The 20,214-nt window shown below is 72.0% G+C and carries 23 protein-coding genes; 13 read left to right on the top strand and 10 right to left on the bottom strand.

Features of this window, described 5'->3' with window-relative positions; all coding sequences use genetic code 11:
- Positions 1–133: 133 nt before the first annotated feature.
- The 4 genes from HDG69_RS14460 to HDG69_RS14445 are packed head-to-tail and all read left to right on the top strand — an operon-like array spanning position 134 to position 3,229.
- Complete coding sequence (locus HDG69_RS14460) at positions 134–874, top strand: glucose 1-dehydrogenase (protein ID WP_171784514.1); 741 nt, start codon at positions 134–136, stop codon at positions 872–874.
- Between the two features lie 11 nt (positions 875–885).
- A complete protein-coding gene (locus HDG69_RS14455) occupies positions 886–1,470 on the top strand; it encodes a TetR/AcrR family transcriptional regulator (RefSeq protein ID WP_171784513.1) in 585 nt (194 codons plus the stop codon).
- On the top strand, positions 1,467–2,462 hold the full coding sequence (locus HDG69_RS14450; protein WP_246256622.1) for an NADPH:quinone oxidoreductase family protein: 996 nt from the start codon (positions 1,467–1,469) through the stop codon (positions 2,460–2,462). The genes HDG69_RS14455 and HDG69_RS14450 overlap by 4 nt, the downstream gene beginning before the upstream one ends.
- Positions 2,463–2,482: 20 nt before the next feature.
- Entirely contained in the window at positions 2,483–3,229 is a 747-nt protein-coding gene (locus HDG69_RS14445; RefSeq protein WP_171784512.1) for an SDR family NAD(P)-dependent oxidoreductase, read from the top strand.
- A 169-nt stretch (positions 3,230–3,398) separates the two neighbouring features.
- On the opposite strand, the gene HDG69_RS14440 is transcribed toward HDG69_RS14445, so the two are convergent.
- Positions 3,399–4,151: an SDR family oxidoreductase gene (locus tag HDG69_RS14440; RefSeq protein ID WP_171784511.1), complete on the bottom strand. Its 753-nt coding sequence runs from the start codon at positions 4,149–4,151 to the stop codon at positions 3,399–3,401.
- A 63-nt stretch (positions 4,152–4,214) separates the two neighbouring features.
- Between HDG69_RS14440 and HDG69_RS14435 the strand changes: the two genes are divergently transcribed.
- Positions 4,215–4,688: an RrF2 family transcriptional regulator gene (locus tag HDG69_RS14435; protein WP_171784510.1), complete on the top strand. Its 474-nt coding sequence runs from the start codon at positions 4,215–4,217 to the stop codon at positions 4,686–4,688.
- 19 nt (positions 4,689–4,707) lie between these two features.
- On the opposite strand, the gene HDG69_RS14430 is transcribed toward HDG69_RS14435, so the two are convergent.
- Positions 4,708–4,866, bottom strand: a complete 159-nt coding sequence (locus HDG69_RS14430; RefSeq protein ID WP_171784509.1) for a hypothetical protein — start codon at positions 4,864–4,866, stop codon at positions 4,708–4,710.
- Between the two features lie 157 nt (positions 4,867–5,023).
- Between HDG69_RS14430 and HDG69_RS14425 the strand changes: the two genes are divergently transcribed.
- The 5 genes from HDG69_RS14425 to HDG69_RS14405 are packed head-to-tail and all read left to right on the top strand — an operon-like array spanning position 5,024 to position 9,759.
- The gene (locus HDG69_RS14425; RefSeq protein ID WP_171784508.1) at positions 5,024–5,755 is read left to right on the top strand and encodes an ABC transporter ATP-binding protein; all 732 of its coding nucleotides are present in this window, start codon (positions 5,024–5,026) and stop codon (positions 5,753–5,755) included.
- Entirely contained in the window at positions 5,752–6,519 is a 768-nt protein-coding gene (locus HDG69_RS14420; RefSeq protein ID WP_171784507.1) for an ABC transporter ATP-binding protein, read from the top strand. The genes HDG69_RS14425 and HDG69_RS14420 overlap by 4 nt, the downstream gene beginning before the upstream one ends.
- Complete coding sequence (locus HDG69_RS14415; RefSeq protein ID WP_171784506.1) at positions 6,519–7,397, top strand: branched-chain amino acid ABC transporter permease; 879 nt, start codon at positions 6,519–6,521, stop codon at positions 7,395–7,397. The genes HDG69_RS14420 and HDG69_RS14415 overlap by 1 nt, the downstream gene beginning before the upstream one ends.
- Complete coding sequence (locus tag HDG69_RS14410) at positions 7,394–8,470, top strand: branched-chain amino acid ABC transporter permease (RefSeq protein ID WP_171784505.1); 1,077 nt, start codon at positions 7,394–7,396, stop codon at positions 8,468–8,470. The genes HDG69_RS14415 and HDG69_RS14410 overlap by 4 nt, the downstream gene beginning before the upstream one ends.
- Before the next feature lie 5 nt (positions 8,471–8,475).
- A complete protein-coding gene (locus tag HDG69_RS14405; protein WP_171784504.1) occupies positions 8,476–9,759 on the top strand; it encodes an ABC transporter substrate-binding protein in 1,284 nt (427 codons plus the stop codon).
- Positions 9,760–9,832: 73 nt separating this feature from the next.
- Here the strand turns inward: HDG69_RS14405 and HDG69_RS14400 are convergent, their stop codons facing one another.
- Both HDG69_RS14400 and HDG69_RS14395 read right to left on the bottom strand, forming a co-directional pair.
- Positions 9,833–11,035, bottom strand: coding sequence for an acyl-CoA dehydrogenase family protein (locus tag HDG69_RS14400; RefSeq protein ID WP_171784503.1), 1,203 nt, complete (start codon positions 11,033–11,035; stop codon positions 9,833–9,835).
- Positions 11,035–12,096: a phosphotransferase family protein gene (locus HDG69_RS14395; RefSeq protein ID WP_171784502.1), complete on the bottom strand. Its 1,062-nt coding sequence runs from the start codon at positions 12,094–12,096 to the stop codon at positions 11,035–11,037. Before HDG69_RS14395 ends, HDG69_RS14400 begins: the two co-directional genes overlap by 1 nt.
- Before the next feature lie 135 nt (positions 12,097–12,231).
- Between HDG69_RS14395 and HDG69_RS14390 the strand changes: the two genes are divergently transcribed.
- A complete protein-coding gene (locus HDG69_RS14390; RefSeq protein ID WP_171784501.1) occupies positions 12,232–13,203 on the top strand; it encodes a squalene cyclase in 972 nt (323 codons plus the stop codon).
- Between the two features lie 7 nt (positions 13,204–13,210).
- Here HDG69_RS14390 and HDG69_RS14385 read toward each other — a convergent pair whose 3' ends face one another.
- Both HDG69_RS14385 and HDG69_RS14380 read right to left on the bottom strand, forming a co-directional pair.
- Positions 13,211–13,624 (bottom strand): acyl-CoA thioesterase, encoded by a 414-nt coding sequence (locus HDG69_RS14385; RefSeq protein WP_171784500.1) that lies wholly within the window; start codon positions 13,622–13,624, stop codon positions 13,211–13,213.
- A 34-nt stretch (positions 13,625–13,658) separates the two neighbouring features.
- A complete protein-coding gene (locus tag HDG69_RS14380) occupies positions 13,659–14,312 on the bottom strand; it encodes a QsdR family transcriptional regulator (protein ID WP_171784499.1) in 654 nt (217 codons plus the stop codon).
- A 92-nt stretch (positions 14,313–14,404) separates the two neighbouring features.
- Between HDG69_RS14380 and HDG69_RS14375 the strand changes: the two genes are divergently transcribed.
- Together HDG69_RS14375 and HDG69_RS14370 are read left to right on the top strand one after the other, a co-directional pair.
- On the top strand, positions 14,405–15,622 hold the full coding sequence (locus tag HDG69_RS14375) for an acyl-CoA dehydrogenase family protein (RefSeq protein WP_171784498.1): 1,218 nt from the start codon (positions 14,405–14,407) through the stop codon (positions 15,620–15,622).
- 49 nt (positions 15,623–15,671) lie between these two features.
- On the top strand, positions 15,672–16,895 hold the full coding sequence (locus HDG69_RS14370) for an acetyl-CoA C-acetyltransferase (RefSeq protein ID WP_171784497.1): 1,224 nt from the start codon (positions 15,672–15,674) through the stop codon (positions 16,893–16,895).
- Positions 16,896–17,003: 108 nt separating this feature from the next.
- Here HDG69_RS14370 and HDG69_RS14365 read toward each other — a convergent pair whose 3' ends face one another.
- The 4 genes from HDG69_RS14365 to HDG69_RS14350 form a co-directional block, all read right to left on the bottom strand.
- Positions 17,004–17,483 carry a pyridoxamine 5'-phosphate oxidase family protein gene (locus HDG69_RS14365; RefSeq protein ID WP_171784496.1) on the bottom strand — a complete coding sequence of 160 codons (480 nt, stop codon included), beginning with the start codon at positions 17,481–17,483 and terminating at the stop codon, positions 17,004–17,006.
- Between the two features lie 226 nt (positions 17,484–17,709).
- Entirely contained in the window at positions 17,710–18,171 is a 462-nt protein-coding gene (locus tag HDG69_RS14360) for a MaoC family dehydratase (RefSeq protein ID WP_171784495.1), read from the bottom strand.
- An 85-nt stretch (positions 18,172–18,256) separates the two neighbouring features.
- Positions 18,257–19,018, bottom strand: coding sequence for a 3-oxoacyl-ACP reductase FabG (fabG, locus tag HDG69_RS14355; RefSeq protein ID WP_171784494.1), 762 nt, complete (start codon positions 19,016–19,018; stop codon positions 18,257–18,259).
- Positions 19,015–20,139 (bottom strand): zinc-binding dehydrogenase, encoded by a 1,125-nt coding sequence (locus HDG69_RS14350; protein ID WP_171784493.1) that lies wholly within the window; start codon positions 20,137–20,139, stop codon positions 19,015–19,017. The genes fabG and HDG69_RS14350 overlap by 4 nt, the downstream gene beginning before the upstream one ends.
- Between the last annotated feature and the right edge of the window lie 75 nt (positions 20,140–20,214).

Genomic DNA, 20,214 nt, shown 5'->3' with positions numbered 1-20,214 from the left:
GGGCGCGGAGGGTGCCGAGAAACCCCGGTGCGTGGTAGCGTGCGGACAACAAACCGACCGGGCGGTACGTCCTGCGGCGCGAGGACGCGTCGCGGTGCCGGGTCGAGGACGACGACGTTCGAGAGGTGGCGCGGTGCGCAGGTTCGCGGGGCAGGTCACGGTCATCACCGGGGCGAGCCGGGGCATCGGTCTGGCGGTCGCGCACCGCTTGGTCGCCGAGGGAGGCCGGGTCGTGCTGACGGGCCGCAAGCAGGAGGCCCTCGACGAGGCCGTGGAGTCCCTGGGCGCGGAGCACGCCTCCGCCGTCGCCGGGAAGGTCGACGACGCCGCGCACCGCGAGCACGTCTTCGCGCACGTCGCCGAGCGCCACGGTCGGCTGGACCACCTGGTCAACAACGCCGGCATCAACCCGGCCTGGGGGCCGGTGCTGGAGATCGAGCCGTCGGTGGTGCGCAAGATCGTCGACGTCAACGTGGTGGCAGCCCTGGAGTGGACGCGGGACGCCGTCGCGGCCGGCCTGACGACCTCGATCGTCAACACCGCCTCGATCTCCGGAACCTCCACGAGCCCGAACATCGCCTTCTACGGCGTCTCCAAGGCGGCGCTGATCAACCTCACCGCCCAGCTCGCCCACGAGCTCGCGCCCCGGCTGCGCGTCAACGCCGTGGCGCCGGCGGTGGTCAAGACGAAGCTCTCGCGGGCGTTGTACGAGTCGCGCGAGGAGGAGGTCGCGGCCGGCTACCCGCTCGGCCGCCTCGGGGTGCCCGACGACGTCGCCGGGCCGATCGCGTTCCTGCTGTCCGACGATGCCGCGTGGGTCACCGGGCAGACACTCCGGATCGACGGTGGCGCGTCCGTCGCGCCCGTCGGGTGAAGGATGGGGCCATGAAGACCACCAACGTCGCCGACTCGGTCCTGAAGGCAGCACTCGACCTCTTCTCGACCCAGGGCTATGCCACCACCAGCGTCCAGCAGATCGTCGAGGCCGCCGGCGTCACCAAGGGCGCCATGTACCACTACTTCCAGTCCAAGGACGATCTGCTCTTCGCGATCTACGACCGGATGCTGTCGCTCCAGAAGCGTCGCCTCGAGGAGATCGTCGCGCGCGGCGGTGCCACGACGGACGTCCTGCGGGCGGTGTGCACCGATGTCGTGGAGACGTCGATCGACCTGCTGCCCGAGGGCACGGTGTTCTTCCGCAGCATGCACATGCTGACCGAGCCGCGCCGCAAGGAGGTCACGCGTCGACGGCGCGAGTACCACGACGAGTTCGCCGCGCTCGTCGCCCGCGGCCAGGACGAGGGAGCCCTGCGGACCGACGTCCCGCGGTCGGTGCTGATCGCGCACTTCTTCTCCGACGTCCACTACCTGTCCTACTGGTACTCGCCGGCAGGACCCGAGACCAAGACCGAGGTCGCGCAGCAGCTGACCGACCTCTTCCTACGCAGCATCACCGTGGAGGACCGATGACCCGGACCATGCGCGCCTGGCGCGTCACCGATCACGGCGAGCCGACCGAGGTCATGCGCCTCGACGAGGTCGCCCGCCCCGAGCCCGGAGCGGGCGAGGTGCTCCTGCGCACCCGTGCCGTGGCCGTGAACTTCCCCGACGTCCTGCTCGCCCGCGGCCAGTACCAGGTGCGTCCGGAGCTCCCGTTCGTCCCCGGCATCGAGCTGTGCGGCGACGTGGTCGCGGTGGGCGAGGGGGTCGACGACGACCGGCTCGCCGTCGGCACGCGCGTCGTGGGCTCGGCCATCGGGGTGCTGTCCGAGTACGCCGTGCTCCCGGCGGCGTCGTGCCGCCCCGCACCCGTGCCACTCGACGACGCCCAGGCTGCTGCCCTGACCATCGCCTACCAGACTGCCTGGTTCGGGCTGCACCGTCGTGCCGGTCTCGCGGCCGGGGAGAGCCTTCTCGTGCACGCTGCGGCCGGGGGTGTGGGCACCGCCGCCTGTCAGCTCGGTGCTGCCGCGGGCGCCACGGTGATCGGGGTCGTCGGCAGCGAGGCCAAGGCGGACGTCGCCCGGGCTGCCGGCGCGAAGCACGTGCTGCTGCGGTCGCAGGACGTCGCCGCGCAGGTCAAGGAGCTCACGGGCGGCGTGGGGGCCGACGTGGTCTTCGACCCGGTCGGGGGCCCCTCCTTCGAGGCCTCGACCAAGTGCATCGCCTTCGAAGGGCGGATCGTGGTCGTCGGGTTCGCCAGCGGCGAGATCCCCCCGGTCCGGGCGAACCACGCCCTGGTGAAGAACTACGGGGTGCTGGGCCTGCACTGGGCGCTCTACCAGCAGCGGGACCCGGGGCTGGTCGACGCCGCGCACGACGAGCTCACCCGGCTCGCCGAGGCGGGCGCGGTGCGTCCCGTGGTGGCGGACGTCGTGCCGTTCGACCGGGCCCCCGAGGCCGTCGCGCTGCTCGCCGAGGGTTCGACGACGGGACGCCTGGTCGTCCACGTCGCCGACTGAGCGCTGTGCGGAGGAGAGCCATGGTCAGTCGTCTCGCCGATCTCACCGACCGGGTCGCCGTCGTCACGGGCGGGGCCCGGGGGATCGGTGCTGCCTACGTCCGCGCGCTGCACGACGCCGGTGCGCGCGTGGTCGTCGCCGACCTGCTCGAGGACGCCGGTTCCGCCCTGGCCGCCGAGCTGGGTGAGCGGGCGCGTTTCGTCGCGCTCGACGTCACCGACGAGGACCGGTGGCAGGAGGTCGTCGCGGACACGGTGGAGGCCTGGGGTGGTGTGGACGTGCTGGTCAACAACGCCGGGATCGCGAACGCCGGCCCGATCGAGCACTACCCGCGCGCCAAGTGGGACGCCGTGATCGCCGTGAACCTCACCGGCACGTACCTCGGGTGCCGCGCGGTCGTGCCGGCGATGAAGGCCGGCGGGGGAGGATCGATCATCAACATCTCCTCGGTCGAGGGGATGCGGGGCAGCACCCACCTGCACGGCTACGTCGCGTCGAAGTTCGGGGTACGGGGCCTGACCAAGTCGCTCGCGGTCGAGCTCGGCGAGGCGGGCATCCGGGTCAACTCGGTGCACCCCGGGTTCATCGACACGGAGATGACCGCCAAGATCGACCCGTCCGGGCTGCCCATCCCGCTGCGCCGCGGTGGACGCGCGGAGGACCTCACCGGGACGGTGCTCTACCTCGCCGGGGAGTCCTCGGCGTACGTCACCGGGGCCGAGATCGTCGTCGACGGCGGCATGATCAACGGCGTCGGGCACCTCTGAGCGATCACACTCAGGTCGCGGCTCCCCGCGGACCACCGCTGTCACCTGTCCGCGCAGCAGTCCCAGGTCGAGTGCAGCGCCTCGTCGACGTCGTAGCGGATCGCCCCGTGGCCACCTGGGGTAGGGCGAAACTGCGACAATGCTCCGGGGCGTCGCGGGGGGCGTCCGCTCACGTGCGGCTGATGCCCGCGAGCCAGGCGTCGAACGACGTGGGGGCGATGTGGGCGCTCTCGGACGGGAGGAGGGCGTCGCCAGCCATCTCCACTCCGAAGATCCCCGTGTGCCAGCTCGGGATCAGCTGGACATCACGACCGCGAGCGGCGACGGTGCGCCGCGCCATGTCGACGAGGTCCTCGGGCCCGGGCCCGGCCACCTCGACGTGCCGCCCCCGGGGATCGGTGGTGGCTACGCGGGCGAGGATCTCCGCTACGTCGGATGGGGCCACCGGCTGGACGAGCAACGGGGGGACCAGAGCCACGCCGTTCTCCTCGGTCCATGAGGCGACCATCTCGGCGAAGTCGTGGAACTGTGTCGCGGGCACGATCGTCCACGGAACGTCGCCCGCCACGACGGCGGCTTCTTGCGCTCGCTTGCCCGCGTAGTGAGCGTTGCCCCTGACCCGGGACAGCCCGGCGATCGACAGGATGACGTGGTGCCTGACGCCTGCCGAACGCTCGGCGGTGAGCAGGTGCTCCGTGGCGGTGCGGAAGAAGTCCTCGGCTGCCCGCTCGTCCGTGACGGTCGTGTTGGTCACGTCGACGACGACCTCGACGCCGGTGAGCGCGTCGTTCAGGCCCTGCCCGGTCACGACATCGACGCCGCGCGCACGGCTGACCGGTACGACATCGTGGTGATGGCGCTCCAGCGCGCTGTGGACCAGGCGCCCGATCCGCCCCGTCGCACCGACGACGGCTACTCGCATGGCTCTCCTCCTCAAATACGGATATCCAGGGTCGATGATAGTGGCAATAGGTAGGATGGCACGATGAAGCTGCCAGAGAGTGCGGAGTGGGCCTTGCACAGCGTGACCGCGTTGGCCCAGGTGCCGAGCGAGGCGGTCAGCGCCCGCCGGCTCGCCGAACACTTCGGGCTTCCCGCGCCCTACCTCTCGAAACAGCTCGCCCTCCTCGTGCGCGCGGGTGTGCTGTCTGCGTCGACCGGACCCCGCGGCGGTTTCAGGCTGGCTCGCTCCGCCTCGAGCCTCACGCTCCTGGACGTGGTCGAGGCCATCGGCGGGTCGGCCGACCCCTACACCTGCCACGAGATCCGCCAGCAGGGCCGCGGAGCAGCGCCTCCCGAGGAGTGCATCGAGCCATGCCTCCTGGCGCAGAAGATGCGCGAGGCCTACCTCGCCTGGCGGGAGAGCCTGCGTGCCGTCGTCATCTCCGAGCTCGTGGGATCGCTGTCCGACGAGGTCGTGGCGCGCACTCGGGCGTCTCTGACTCGGACCGCGGGCTGATCGAGTCGGCTCGATGTCGTCAGGGTGGGGGCCACCTCGCCTCGAGGAAGGCGCGGACGGTGGTGTCGGCCGTCGTCCGGTCCCCGGTCAGGCGCAGCTCCCACAGCGCGTCCAGCATCACGGCGACACACGTGCGGGAGGTGGGGAGCGCCTCCTCGTGCGGTTCCCCGACAGCCATGAGGCGCGCCCAACCGTCGAGCGCGGACCTGCCTGGCCCTGCGCTGGTGCGTCGTCCAGCGACTCCACGTCACGTCCGTGCAACAACTGGCGAGATGACATACCGGCCAGTCGGTTTATGCGCTAGGGTTTGACGCACCCGACACGAAGAGGTGCCGATGTCCAGCACGATCCCCCGACTCGAGATCGACGGCCTGACGGTCGCCTTCGGCGGCCTCACCGCTCTCGACGATGTCAGCTTCACCGTGGGCGAGGCCGAGACGGTCGCCCTGATCGGCCCCAACGGCGCCGGCAAGACGACGGTGTTCAACGCCGTCTGCGCACTGCTGCGGCCCCGCTCCGGAACCATCCGGATCAACGGTGAGCCGGCGCCGTCGTCGACCACTGGGCTGTCCGCCCGCAAGGTCTCACGCACCCTGCAGGGACTGGGTCTGTTCGAGTCCATGAGCGTCGTCGAGAACCTTCTCGTGCCGCTGTCGAGCCTCGACCTCGGTGCCGAGCAGAGGCTCGGCAAGGCGCGACGGACGCTGGCCCGGCTCGGGCTCGCCGAGCACGCGCGCAGCCCTGTGGCCTCCCTGCCCTATCCCGAGCGCAAGCGCGTCGCGCTGGCGAGGGCCCTTGTCACCGACCCTCGCCTGCTCCTGCTCGACGAGCCTGCCGGCGGGCTGGGCAGCGAGGACATCGACGCCCTGGCCGAGACCGTCCGCGGGCTGGCCGGTCAGGGGTGCTCCGTGCTCCTGGTCGAGCACCACGTCGACTTCGTGATGGAGGTGGCGGACCGCGTGGTGGTCCTGGACTTCGGCCGGGTCGTGGCGTGCGGGACCCCCGACGAGGTGCGTCACGACCCGGCCGTCGAAGCCGCGTACCTGGGGCTGGAGGCAGCCGCATGACCGCCGACGCACGCGCCGCCGAGGCTGTGACCTCGCACGGGACGACACCAGCGATGCTGGCCGTCGAAGGTCTCGTCGTCGGGTACTCCGGGGCCCCGGTCATCGACGGCATGCAGCTCAGGCTGCCCCCCGGCCAGGTCGTCGCCCTGCTGGGCGCCAACGGTGCCGGCAAGACGACCCTTCTGCGGACCGTCTCCGGTCTGGTCGCGCCGCGCAGCGGTCGGGTCCGGCTCGATGGCGAGGACGTCACGCAGACCACCGTCGAGGACCGCGCACGCCGTGGTCTCGCCCAGGTCCCCGAAGGTCACAGCATCGTCACCGAGCTGACCGTGGACGAGAACCTGCATCTCGGCGGCCTCTGGCGGTTGCCGGGGACCAAGGCGCGCAGGGCCGCCGTGGACGAGATGTACCAGACGTTCGAACCGCTGGCGCGCCGGCGGGCCAGTCTGGGGCACCAGCTATCGGGCGGGGAACGACAGATGCTCGCGCTGGCCCGGGCGCTCATCGCCCGCCCTCGCGTGCTGCTGCTCGACGAGCCGTCGCTCGGCCTCGCCCCGCGGGTGGTGGCCCAGCTGTTCGCCATCCTGCGGGACGCGGCCGAACGGACCGGCCTGACGGTGCTGCTCGCCGAGCAGAACGTCACCAGCGCGCTGTCGATCGCCGACCGCGGCGTCGTCGTCTCCCTCGGGGCGATCGTCGCCGACGCCCCGGCGGAGAAGATCGCCGCCGACCCTGCCCTCCGGCACGCCTACCTGGGGTTCTGATGGACCGTCTCGCCTTCCTCCTCGCCACCGGCCTCGCGCGCGGTCTCGTCATCGCGCTCTTCGCCCTGTCCCTCGTCATCATCTGGCGTGCCGCCCGCATCGTGAACTTCGCACAGGCCGCCATGGCGACCGTGGCGGTGTACGTCGCCTACGCCGTCGTCACGTGGACCGGCTCGTACTGGCTCGCCCTGGTCGCGGCCGTCGTGACCGGCATGCTCGTCGGGTTCGCCGTCGAACGGTGGCTGATCCGGCGCGTGCCGCGCGACAACCCGCTGCCCGGCATGATCGTCGCGATCGGGCTGGTCATGATCCTGCACTCCGTGATCGGCATCCTCTTCGGCCCGCGGCACGTGCCCATGCGGGCGCCGTTCAGCCGTGAGCCGCTGTACGTCGGTGACGTCGCGGTGCTCTCGCCGTACGACCTGTTCGTGCTGCTGCTCGCCCTCGGCATCGTCGTGGCCCTGGCCGTGCTGTTCAACCGCACCACGCTGGGCCTGCAGCTGCGCGCTGCGGCGACCGCACCGGAGGTGTCCCGGCTGCTCGGGATCCGGGTACCGCGGATGGTGACGATCGGCTGGATGCTGTCGTCGGCCGTCGCGGCCGTCGCAGTGCTGCTGCTGATCCCCACCGAGCTCGGTCTCAACGCCCACAGCGCCGACATCCTGTTCGTCCACGCCTTCACCGTCGCCGTCCTGGGCGGGCTCGACTCGCCGGTCGGCGCGATCGTCGGGGGAGTGGCCGTCGGCGTCCTCATCACTCTCGTGACCGGGTTCCTCGGAGCAGGGATGGCGCCGATCGCCGTGCTCGCGCTGCTCACGCTCGTCCTGCTGGTGCGACCCGGCGGCATCTTCGCGGTCAAGGAGGCCCGAGCGGCATGACCATCAAGAACCTGTCCAGGATCCAGAAGATCGCCCTGCGCGGCATCGGTCTGGCCGCGGTCGCGGTCGCCGTCACCTTCGTCCTGAGCCCTTACCAGAACTATCAGCTGGCCTTCGTCGCGGCCGTCTTCTGCGCGACGGCGGGCCTGACGCTGCTCATCGGGCTGACCGGTCAGCTCTCGCTCGGCCACGCCGTCCTGATGGCGGCCGGCGGCTACGGGTATGCGCTGGTCGCCGGACCGATGTCCGCCGCCGGGATCGGCGGGCCTCTCCCGCTGCTCGCCGGCCTCCTCGGGGCGCTCGCCCTGGCCGGGGTGGTCGGCGGCCTGCTGGGACTGGCCGGCGCCAGGCTCAAGGGGCCCTACCTCGCGGGACTGACGCTGGCGCTGGTCATCGCGCTGCCGGCCTTCACCTCGCAGATCCCCGGCCTGGGCGGCGACCAGGGCATGCGGGTGCCGTTCGTGGGTGTGCCCGACGGGCTGCGGCCACTGGTCGGCGTCGAGCAGTGGCACGCCTGGATCGCGGTCGTCATCGCGCTGCTGGCGGTCACGCCGCTGGCGATCATCCGCACCGGGCGCACCGGCATGCGCATGCGGGCCGTGCACGGCGACGAGGTGGCGGCGAAGCTCGCCGGTGTCTCACCGGCACGGGTCAAGACCGGTGCCTTCGTCGTCGGCGCGCTCTCGGCGGGCCTGGGAGGCGCCGTGCTGGCCGTCCTCACCCAGAACGTCAGCCCGGGCGCCTACGACCTCAACTTCTCCCTGCTGCTGCTCGTGGCCGTCGTCGTCGGTGGTCTCGGCAGCCTGGTGGGGGCGGCGGTGGGAGCCTTCCTCGTCGTCCTGCTGCCCTGGCTCATCGACACGGCCACCGGGGCCATGGGCCTGTCCACCGAGCTTGAGCAGCGACTGTCCGGAGACCTGGTCGTCCTCGTCTTCGGCGCGCTGCTCGTCCTCGTGACGATCGTCTGGCCGGGCGGGCTCTCGAACGCCCTCTCCGGCCGCTTCTCCTCACTGGTCGACCGCTTCCGACCCCGGGTCGACCAGCCCGCACCGCAATCGCTCACAGAGAGGTGACTCCCATGCGGACCACTCCCACCCCTGCACGCCACCGCGTGCGCACCGTCGCGGCGGCATCGAGTGCCGTCGCCGTCGGGTTCGTCCTGTCCGCCTGCGGCGGAGCCGACGAGGCCGCCCCCGGCGTCGCGGAGGACTCGATCACCATCGGGACCCATCAGCCGCTGACCGGCCCGGCCGCGTCGGGGTACGCCGGCATCTCCGCCGCGACGAAGGCGTACTTCGACTACCTCAACGACAACGGCGGCATCCACGGGCGCACCATCGAGTACCTCGTCAAGGACGACGGGTACAACCCGGCGAACACGCAGACCGTGGTGCGCGAGCTCGTCCAGCAGGACGAGGTCTTCGCGCTCCTCAACGGGCTGGGGACCCCCCCGCACTCCTCGGTGCTGGACTTCCTCAACCAGAACGAGGTACCCGACCTGTTCGTCGCCTCGGGCGCGGAGCTGTGGAACCAGCCCGAGGAGTACCCGTACACCTTCGCCTTCAACGTCGACTACGTCGTCGAGGGTGCGGCACTCGCACAGCACTTCCTCGACGCCGACCCCGACGCCGTGGTCTGCGTGCTCGGCCAGGACGACGACTTCGGCGAGTCCTTCCTCGCCGGCGTGAAGATCGCGACCGGCGAGGACGGCGTCAGCGAGTACCAGACCTACTCGACGTCGAACCAGGACGTCACGGCGCAGCTCGGTGCCATGCAGGCCGCGGGCTGCGAGGTGAACCTGCTCGCCACCATCAACGGCTTCACAGCGCTGTCGGTGGGGACCGCGGCCCAGATGGGCTACTTCCCGCAGTGGGGTGCGTCGTCGTCGGGCGGGGACTACCCGACCCTGGTGGAGCTCCTGGGTGAGGACGTCGCACCGCAGCTGCTGCAGGGCTTCGTGTCGCTCAACTACCTGCAGAACGCGCCGGGCAACGAGTGGACCGAGCTGTTCGAGGAGATCAACGCCGAGTACAACGGCGGCGCGATCTTCGACGGCAACGTCGTCTACGGCATGAGCGTCGGCTACACCTTCGCCGAGGCCCTGCTCAAGGCGGGCGAGGACCCCACCCGGGAGGCGCTGCTCGAGGTGATCGAGTCCGGCGAGCTCGTCGGCAACGGGAGCTTCCCGCTGACCTACTCGGCGGACAACCACGCCGCGTACGACAGCGTGCAGATCGCCGTCGTCGACGCCGGCGTGCAGGACTTCGTCGAGGGCGCGGCCTACCGTGTGGCGGACGGTGCCGTGACGCCTGTCGAGCCGCAGCACGTGCCGCTGACCAACGACGGTGTGCCCTCCGAGTGACCTGAACCGCACGGCACGACGGCCCGCCTCCCGATCGGGGAGGCGGGCCGTCGTGCCGTACGGCGGTGGCTGTTCAGGCGCGCAGCTGACGTCGGCCCAGCGAGGCCAGATGCACCTCGTCCGGGCCGTCCGCGATCCGCAGGGCGCGGGCGCCGGCGAACATCTCGGCCAGCGGCTGGTCGCCGGAGAGGCCGGCGGCGCCGAAGACCTGCATCACCCGGTCGAGGATCTGCTGGACGGCACGGGGCACTGCGATCTTGATGGCCTGGATCTCCGTCATGGCCCGGCGGTTGCCCACGGTGTCCATCAGCCAGGCGGTCTTGAGCACGAGCAGGCGCAGCGCCTCCAGCTCGACGCGCGCCTCGGCGACCCACTGGCGGACCACGCCCTGCTCGGACAGCGGCACACCGAACGTGGAGCGGCTCCGCGCGCGCTCGCCCGCGAGCGCGAGCGCCCGCTCGGCCGTGCCGAGGGCGCGCATGCAGTGGTGGATCCGGCCGGGGCCCAGCCGGGCCTGGGCCATCGCGAAGCCGCCGCCCTCGGTGCCGAGCAGGTTCTCGGCGGGCACGCGGACGTCGTCGAACTCGATCTCGGCATGGCCGCCGTGGTCGCGGTCGTCGTACCCGAAGACCGTCAACGGGCGGACGATCCGGACGCCGGGGGTCTCCCGCGGCACGAGCATCATCGACTGCTGCTGGTGCTTCGCCGCCGCCGGGTCGGTCTTGCCCATGACGATGAGCAGCCGGCAGTCGGGGCTCATGGCGCCGGTCGACCACCACTTGCGGCCGTCGATCACGTACTCGTCGCCGTCGCGACGGATGCGCGTGCCGATCTGGGAGGCGTCCGAGGAGGCGACGTCGGGCTCGGTCATGCAGAACGCGGAGCGGATCTCGGCCTCGAGCAGCGGGGCGAGCCAGCGCTCCTGCTGCGCCGCGGTGCCGAACTCCGTGAGGAGCTCCATGTTCCCGGTGTCCGGGGCGGCGCAGTTGAGCGCAACCGGTGCCAGGCGGGTGCTCCAGCCGGTGAGCTCGGCCAGCGGTGCGTACTGCAGGTTGGTCAGGCCCGCGCCGCGCTGCGACGGCAGGAAGAGGTTCCACAGGCCCTCGGCGCGGGCCTTCGCGCGGAGCTCGTCGACCACGGGCCGGAAGGACCACTGGTCGGGGGTCGCGGCGAGCTGGGCGTCCAGGACGGGCTCGGCGGGCAGGACGTGGTCGTGCAGGAACGCACGGACCTGGTCGGTCAGCTCGCTCGTGCGGTCGTCGGGGGAGAAGTCCATCAGGTGCTCCTGGGTCGGGCCGCCGCCCGGGCGAGACCGTCGGCGGCGAGCGGGGCGACGAGGTCGCCGATGGTGTCGAACCCGTCGCCGACGGTCTCGCCGGCACGGTAGCGGTAGTGGATCCCCTCGAGGATCACCGCGAGCTTGTAGGCGGCGAAGGCCCGGTACCACCACAGGTCGGGCGTCGTCGTCCCGGTGCGGGCGGCGTAGGTGTCGACGAGCTCGTCGAACGTCGGGTAGCCGACGTCGGGGACGACGGCGCTCGCGGCGACGGCTCCCGCCGAGAGCGAGCGGATGTCCCAGTAGAGACCCAGCAGGCCGAGGTCGACGAGGGGGTCGCCGAGCGTGGCCATCTCCCAGTCGAGGACGGCCGCGATCGTGGGCCGCTGCCGGGTGCCGGCGACGAGCACGTTGTCGAGGCGGTAGTCACCGTGCACGATGCCCGTCCGGCCCGAGTCCGGGACATGGCTGGTGAGCCGTTCCTGCAGCTCGTCCAGGGCGGGGAGCCCGCGCGAGCGCGACGCGTCGTACTGGCGCCGCCAGGTGGTGAGCTGACGGTCGAGGTAGCCGTCGGGGCGGCCGAAGTCGGCCAGGCCGACGTCGGCGGGTTCCACCCGGTGCAGGTCCGCGAGGGTCCGGGCGAGGGTGAGGCCGAGGTGGTGCAGCCCCGAGGTGGTGAAGCCGGCGTTCTGCTCGGGCCGTGAGAGCACGGTGCCCTCCACGCGCTCCATGACGAAGAACGTGGTCCCGGTGACCTCGCCGCGCGTGGTGTCGTCGACGACGTCGACGGTCGCCGGTACGGGGACGTCACTGGCTCCCAGCGCGGAGATCACGCGGTGCTCGCGGCGCATGTCGTGGGCGCTCGACAGCACGTGACCCAACGGGGGGCGGCGCAGCACCAGGGGCAGGGACGCACCGTCGACGCGGTACGTCAGGTTGCTGCGACCCCCGGCGATGACCTCGGCGGACAGCGGGGTGTCCGGGTGCGGGGCCAGCTCCGGGTGCTCGCGCGCCATCCAGGCTGACAGGCCCGCGGTGTCCAGGCCGGGCACGTCGGTCATCGACGACCTCATCTCTCGCTCGGACCCGGCCTCGGTGCCGGGGCTCCTGGCAGCATACCGCGCGGTCGGTATGTGGTCGAGCGCGCCGGCATCCTCCCCGGAGCGTGCGGCCTGACGTCGCCGTACGCTCGCCGCATGACCGGTACGACGGAGTGGTTGCTGGACTCCGACCCCGCGCTGCGGTGGCAGGTGGAACGCGACCTGCTGTCCCTCCCGGAGGCGACATGGCGTGCGACGCGGGCGCGCGTCGCGACCGAGGGCTTCGGGGCGCGGCTCCTGGCGCTGCAGGACGACGACGGCCGGTGGGCGGGTGGCGCGTACTTCCCGGGCGGCCGGGCGTACTTCGACGTCCAGCTCGCCGAGGTGGACCCGCCCCAGCCGTGGACGGCGACCACCTGGTCCCTCGTGGCGCTGCGCGAGTGGGGTCTGGACGCCGCCGTCCTCCGCGACAACGACACCCCGGCGATGCTCGCTCGGGACTGCCGCTGGGAGTACGACGACCTGCCCTACTGGGACGGCGAGGTCGACTGCTGCATCAACGCCTTCACCCTGGCCAACGGCGCCTGGCTCGGGGTGGACGTGACCGGCATCCTGGACCGCCTGGTCGACGGGCGGATGGCCGACGGCGGCTGGAACTGCGAGTGGGTCGCGGGCGCGACGGTCTCGTCGTTCTGGTCCACGCTCAACGTGCTCGACGGCCTGCTGGACTACGAGCAGAGGGTCGGCGGTGACGCCCGAGCCCGCGAGGCGCGTCGGACAGGTCAGGAGTACCTGCTCGCCCGTGGACTGATGCGGCGGCGGTCCACGGGGGAGCTGTTCGCGCCCTGGGTGCTGCGGTTCGAGCACCCCTCCCACGGGCACTACAGCATCCTGCGCGCCGCCGACTACGTCCGCCGCGCCGCGTCCTACGACGGTGAGGCGCCGGACGAGCGGTTGTCGGAGGCGGTCGAGCGGGTCCGTGCGGCGCGACGTGCGGACGGCACCTGGGCCCGCGACCACCGCCATCCCGGCGAGGTCTGGTTCGAGGTCGACGTGCCGGTGGGGGAGCCCTCGCCGTGGCTCACGCTCGCAGGGACTCTCCTGCTGCGATGGTGGGACGGCCGCTGACCGGGAGTCAGGTGACCTTCTCGAGCAGGTGCTCCTCGACCGCGGCCCGGATCGGCGCCGGCACGGGCACCGGACGCTGGGTGGCGGCGTCGACGAACACGTGCGTGAAACGCCCCTCGGCGACCGGGGTGTCGTCGCCGGCGCGCAGGATCTGCAGGTCCCACGTCAGGCTGGTCGTGCCGAGGCGCCCGACACCGATGCCCACCTCGAGGTCGTCGGGATAGGCGACGGGGGAACGGAAGTCGCACGAGGACGCCACGCAGTAGCCGCGCACGTCTCCCGCGGGGTCGAGGCCGGCCTCGCGGATCATCCAGGTGTTCACGGCGGTGTCCATGGCCTGGTAGTAGACGGTGTTGTTGACGTGGCCGTACTGGTCGTTGTCGTTCCAGCGCAGGGCGAAGGGGTGGCGGACGATGGGCATAGGGGTCCTCTCTGTGCTCTCGAACGGAGGGCGCTCAGACGCGCAGCAGGTGGCGGAAGGCGGAGCGCGCGGCGTCGGTGCTGGGCGGCTCGCCGGCGATGAGGTCGGCGTAGGTGAAGGACTCCGAGACCCGGACGAGCAGGTAGGCGAGCGCATGCCGGTCGATGGCGCCGTCGAACGGCCGGGTGCCGAGGTGCTCGCGCACGAGCGGCTCGACCGTGGCGACGTAGCGCTGCTGGATGGGGCTCGCCGAGGTGGTCAGCAGGCGCAGCGCCCGGGCGGGCTCGCGGCTCAGGAACGTGCGGAAGTAGTCCGCCTCGATGAGGTCGGTGGCGAAGTGGCTGAGGAGAGCGGCCAGGTACGCCGCGCCGACCGGGGTTGCGCCGTCGGGCCCTGGTTCCGACGCTGCCCGCTCGGCCTGCACCAGCGTGGGCACGGCGAGCGACCAGAGCACCTCCGACAGCAGGGCGTCGCGGTTGCCGACCCAGCGGAAGACGGACGTGCGGTCCACGCCGAGCTCGGTCGCGAGCCCGCCCATGTCGATGCGGTGACCTGAGACGAAGGTCTCACGTGCCTGCTCGAAGGCGCGCAGCGCATCGGCGTGGACGCCGGGCACGAGCCGCGCGGACAGACGGGTCGGCGCGGCCCGCAGGCCCACGGTGGCGATGTCGCTCGACGGGGAGAGCATGCGCAGCAGCCTAGCCGGATGTTGCGCGAGGTGTGCAACATCTCGCAGAATGATGCACACTGACGCCACGGATCGACGACGATCGGAGCACCATGACTCTCACCACCCCGGCGACCCCCGCCGCCGCTCTTGCGGTACCCGAGCAGCTGGAGGTCGACTTCTACGGCTTCCAGCACCAGCTCACCCCTGTCGAGCAGGAAGCCGTCGGCCGCGTCCGCGACTTCATGGAGCGCGAGGTGCGCCCGCTCGCGGACGACTACTGGGACCGCGCCGAGTGCCCCGTCCACCTCTTCAAGCCGTTCGCGGAGCTCGGCTCCGTCGGCGCCGCCTGGGAGGAGACCGCCCAGTTCGAGAACTCAGCGGTCTTCCGGGGCTGGGTCGGCATGGAGCTGGCCCGCGTGGACTCCTCCTTCTGCACCTTCATCGGTGTCTCCAGCGGCCTGGCGATGAGCTCGATCGGCCTCGGCGGCTCGCCCGAGCAGCGCGCCCAGTGGCTCCCGCCCATGGCGCGCGGCGACCTCATCGGCGCCTTCGGCCTCACCGAACCGCTGTCCGGGTCCGACACCGCCCGCGGTCTGCGCACCACCGCCACCCGCCACGGCGACACCTGGGTGCTGAACGGCGCCAAGCGCTGGATCGGCAACGCGACGTTCGCCGACGTCGTCGTCGTCTGGGCCAAGGACACCGCCGACGACCAGGTCAAGGGCTTCATCGTGCGCAAGGGCACGCCCGGCTTCACCGCCACGAAGATCGAGCGCAAGCAGTCGCTGCGCATCGTGCAGAACGCCGACATCACGCTCGAGAACGTCGAGATCGCCGAGTCGGACCGCCTGCAGGGGATCAACGGCTTCAAGGACCTGGCCAACGTGCTGCGCGTGACCCGTGACGGCGTCTCCTGGCAGGCGCTCGGCACCATGATCGGCGCCTACGAGGCCGCCGTGCGGTACACCAAGGAACGCGAGCAGTTCGGCAACCCGATCGCGTCCTACCAGCTCGTCCAGGACAAGCTCGCCACCTCGCTCGGCAACATCACCGCCAGCCTCGCGATGTGCGTCCGCCTCGCCCAGATGCAGGACGAGGGTGCGCAGCGCGACCAGCACGCCGCCCTGGCCAAGGCGTTCGTCACCACCCGGATGCGCGAGACCGTCGCCCTGAGCCGCGAGGTCTGCGGCGGCAACGGGATCACGCTCGACACCGGGGTGGCGCGGTACTTCGCCGACGCCGAGGCCGTCTACACCTTCGAGGGCACCCGGGACATGAACCAGCTCATCGTGGGCCGCTCGATCACCGGCCACGCGGCCTTCGTGTGAAGACTCGCGCGACACGAACTCGTGTGAGACCCGAGAAAGGACCCAGATCATGACCGAGGCCTACATCGTGGCCACCGCCCGTTCGCCGATCGGGCGGGCCTACAAGGGATCGCTGCGCGAGATGCGCGCCGACGACCTCGCCGCGCAGATGGTCGAGGCGGCGCTCGCCAAGGTGCCCGCCCTCGACCCGGACCGTATCGACGACCTGATCCTCGGCTGCGGCCTGCCCGGCGGCGAGCAGGGGATGAACATGGGGCGGATCGTCGCCGTCCTGCTCGGGCTGGACGGCGTCCCCGGCACCACCGTGACGCGCTACTGCTCGTCCAGCGTGCAGTCCACCCGCATGGCGTTCCACGCCATCAAGGCCGGTGAGGGTGACGTCTTCGTCTCCGCCGGGGCCGAGTCCGTGAGCCGTATGGTCAAGGGCTCGTCGGACTACATCGAGGGACAGGACCTGGAGAACCCTCGGTTCGCCGGGGCCACGGAGCGCACCGCCAAGCGTGCCGTCGGGGGAGCGCCGGTCTGGGCCGACCCGCGCGGCGACGGCGAGCTCCCCGACGCGTACATCGCCATGGGGCAGACGGCGGAGAACCTCGCCTCGGTGCACGGCATCGGCCGCGACGAGCAGGACGCGTTCGCCGCCCGCTCCCAGCAGCGTGCCGAGCAGGCGATCGCGGACGGCTTCTGGTCGCGCGAGATCACGCCCGTGACGCTGCCGGACGGCACCGTCGTCGCCGCCGACGACGGCCCGCGCCCGGGCACCACCGTCGAGAAGCTGGCCGGCCTCGACCCGGTGTTCCGGCCCGACGGCACCGTGACGGCCGGCAACGCCTGCCCGCTCAACGACGGCGCGGCGGCGCTCGTCATCGTCTCGGACCGGGTGGTCGACGAGCTCGGTCTGCAGCCGTTGGCCCGCATCGTGTCCACCGGTGTCACCGGTCTGTCCCCGGAGATCATGGGGCTCGGCCCCGTGGAGGCCAGCCGCCAGGCCCTCGATCGCGCGGGCCTGGCGATCGAGGACATGGACCTGGTGGAGATCAACGAGGCGTTCGCCGCCCAGGTGATCCCGTCGGCCCGCGAGCTGGGCATCGACGAGGACAAGCTCAACGTGCACGGCGGGGCCATCGCCGTCGGGCACCCGTTCGGCATGACCGGCGCTCGGATCACCACGACGCTGCTCAACGGGCTCGAGACGACCGGCGGTCGCTACGGACTGGAGACCATGTGCGTCGGCGGTGGCCAGGGCATGGCGATGGTGCTCGAGCGGCTCTGAGCCCAGCCCCTGCCCCGGCCGACCATGCCGTCTGCCCCGCCGAGCATGCGATGAGGGCCCGTCCGGATCACCGGACGGGCCCTCATCGCATGCTCGGCGAACCTGGGGTCAGGTGACCCACGCGCCGTCGCGCATGACGGTCCGCCCGGGCATCTCGTCCACCTCACGCCACGCCTGGATGCGCAGGGGCCGCAGGACCAGGTAGACGTAGCCCTCCGGATCGCTGCGCGGATCCCAGTCGGCCTGGTCGGCGTATCCCTCGGCGAGGTCCGCCGGCGCGTCCGCCACGGGCACGGTCTGCTCGGCGACGGCGTCGACCAGCACCACGTCCCGGGTGTGCCCCAGGGCGAGTCGTGTCGTCGACGTGGCGGCGATGCTGCGTGCTGTGCGGGACGCCGCCGGGAGCGCGAGCAGGATCCGCTCGTCCCACCAGACCAGGGACAGCGGGATCAGGTACGGGTGCGCCGCGCCGTCGTCGTCCGACGACGCCGAGGCGACCCAGGCGTCCCGGGCCGGGCTCTGCAGCATGGCCAGCGTGTCGGTGATGCGCTGGGCGCGGGAACGGGGCTGCGACGTCGCATCAGGCATGAGGCCATCCTGCCGGACAGGAGTCGGGCGGCGCCGACCACGCCGTGTGTACCGCCGAGTACGTTCGGCGCTCAGGGTGAGGGCTGCGGGACGTGCAGCGACCGGGGACCCCGGGTCGACCCGATCAGCGTGTCGACCATGCCCTCAGGACGGTCGAGCATGCGATGGCGGCCCGTCAGGCGTTCCTGACGGGCCGCCATCGCATGCTCGGCGGGGGACTGCCTGGCTATGCCGGGACGTACAGCGACAGGCTCTCGGCGACGAGCGCAGGCTTCCCGGCCCCCTCGATCTCGATGGTCACCGTCGCGGCGAGCCGCACGCCCTGGGCGGTGGGCTCCGCCCCGGTGACCTCGGTGGTCGCGCGTACCCGGGCGCCGGACGGTACCGGTGTGAGGAACCGGACCCGGTCCAGCCCGTAGTTGACCGCCATCGCGACGGCGCCGACCTCGATCAGCTCGCCGGTGAGGCGCGGCAGCAGCGACAGCGTGAGGAAGCCGTGCGCGATCGTCGTGCCGAACGGTCCCTCCTTCGCGCGTTCGGTGTCCAGGTGGATCCACTGGTGGTCCTCGGTGGCGTCGGCGAACGCGGCGATCCGGTCCTGGTCGATCGTGAACCACTCGCCGGTCGCCTGCTGCCCGACGGCGTCGGCAAGCGCTGCGGGGCTCTCGACGCGGATGACACCGCTCATGCCGTTCTCCTTTCGCGTGACCGCTGCGGTGCCTCGCTGCGGTACACCTCGTTCCTCGGCGTCCCTTGGCAGGGGCTCCCCGCGCTCACGCCTTCGGCCCACCGGCGACGTACAGCACCTGGCCGCTGGTGAAGGACGCCTCCTCCGAGCAGAAGAACGACGCCGCGGCGGCGATGTCCTGCGGCTGTCCGACGCGGCCCACCGGGACCTCCTTGGCCATGTGCGCCAGGAAGTCCTCCAGGGGGACGCCGACGCGCTCGGCGGTCTCGGCGATCATGTCGGTGGCGATCACCCCGGGCGCGATGGCGTTGGCGGTGACGCCGAACTTGCCGAGCTCGATCGCGAGGGTCTTGGTGAACCCCTGCATGCCGGCCTTGGCCGCGGCGTAGTTGGCCTGCCCGCGGTTGCCGAGCGCCGAGGTGCTGGACAGGTTGACGATCCGGCCCCAGCCGGCGTCGATCATGTGCTTCTGCACGGCGCGGGTGACCAGGAACGCCCCGCGCAGGTGCACGCCGAGCACGGCGTCCCAGTCGTCGGTGGACATCTTGAACAGCAGGTTGTCGCGCAGGATGCCGGCGTTGTTGACCAGGATGGTCGGCGCACCGAGCTCAGCGACCACGCGCCCGACGGCGGCGGTGACGGACTCCTCGTCGGCGACGTCGACGCCGACGCCGATCGCGCGGTGGCCGTCCGCGGTGAGCTTCGCGGCGGTCTCGGCGGCGACGTCCTCGAGCAGGTCGAGCACGGCCACGGCGTGCCCGTCGGCCGCGAGCCGGGCTGCGGTCGCGGCGCCGATGCCGCGGGCGCCGCCGGTGACGACGGCGACGCGGGGGGTGGTGCTGGTCATGCGGGGTTCCTCTCGTCGAAGGTGATCAGCTGGCGCAGCTCCTCGCCGGCGGCGAGGCGGTCCAGTGCGCGGGGCAGCTCGTCCAGCCCGATGCGGGCCGAGACGAGTCGTTCCAGCGGCAGGCGTCCTGCTCGCCAGAGTTCCACGTATCGGGGGATGTCGCGGCTCGGCACGGCCGAGCCGAGGTAGGAGCCGATGACGGTGCGTGCCTCCGCGGTGAGGCTCAGCGGGGAGATGCTCGCTCGCGCGTCCGGCCCGGGCAGCCCGACGGTGACGGTCGTCCCGCCGGGAGCGGTGAGGGCGTAGGCGGTCTCGAAGGCTCGTGCGTTCCCGGCCGCCTCCACCACGACGGGGGCGCGCAGACCGGCGTCGAGAGCCTCGGCAGGGGTCAGAGCGCGGGCGCCGAGCTCATGGGCGAGGTCGAGCTTGGCGGGCATCGTGTCGATGCCGATCACCTCGTGGCCGAGCGCCCGGGCGACCAGCAGCGCGGCCATCCCGACGCCCCCGAGCCCGACGACGGTGACCGCCTGGCCCGGGGCGGGCCGGCCCGCGTTGAGCACCGCTCCGCCGCCGGTGAGCACGGCGCAGCCGAGCAGCGCCGCGACGTCTGCGGGGACGTCGTCGGGCACGGGGACCACGGACGTGGCCGACACGACGGCGTGGGTGGCGAAGGCGCTCACGCCCAGGTGGTGGTGGACGTCGGCGCCGTCGCGGTGCAGCCGTCGCACGCCGCCGACGAGCTCGCCGGCCGCGTTGGCCGCCGACCCGACCGAGCAGGGCAGGCGACCGTCGGTGCCGCAGGCCTCGCACCGCCCGCAGCGCGGGAGGAAGGTCATGACCACGCGGGTGCCGACATCGGTCCCCGCGTCGTCAGGGACGCCGTCACCGACAGCCTCGACGATGCCGGCGGCCTCGTGGCCGAGCAGCATCGGGGTGGGGCGCACGCGGTTGCCGTCCACGACGGACAGGTCGGAGTGGCACAACCCGGCGGCCTCGATGCGGACGGCGATCTCGCCGGGGCCGGGTGGGTCGAGCTCGAGCGGTCCGACGGTCAGCGGGCGTGAGTCGGCCCAGGGTGCGGGTGCCCCGCAGCGTTCGAGCACGGCGCCGGTGATCTGCACGGTACGACCTCCTCGTCGTGGACTGTGCGCCTAGCATACCGACCGCGCGGTATGCAGGGAAACGGACGGCGTCGC

The organism is Isoptericola halotolerans (genome assembly GCF_013149785.1).
In the GTDB taxonomy this organism is placed as follows: domain Bacteria; phylum Actinomycetota; class Actinomycetes; order Actinomycetales; family Cellulomonadaceae; genus Isoptericola; species Isoptericola halotolerans.
Note: the sequence above shows the minus strand (reverse complement) of the source record. Positions and strands in the feature narration are given on the sequence as shown.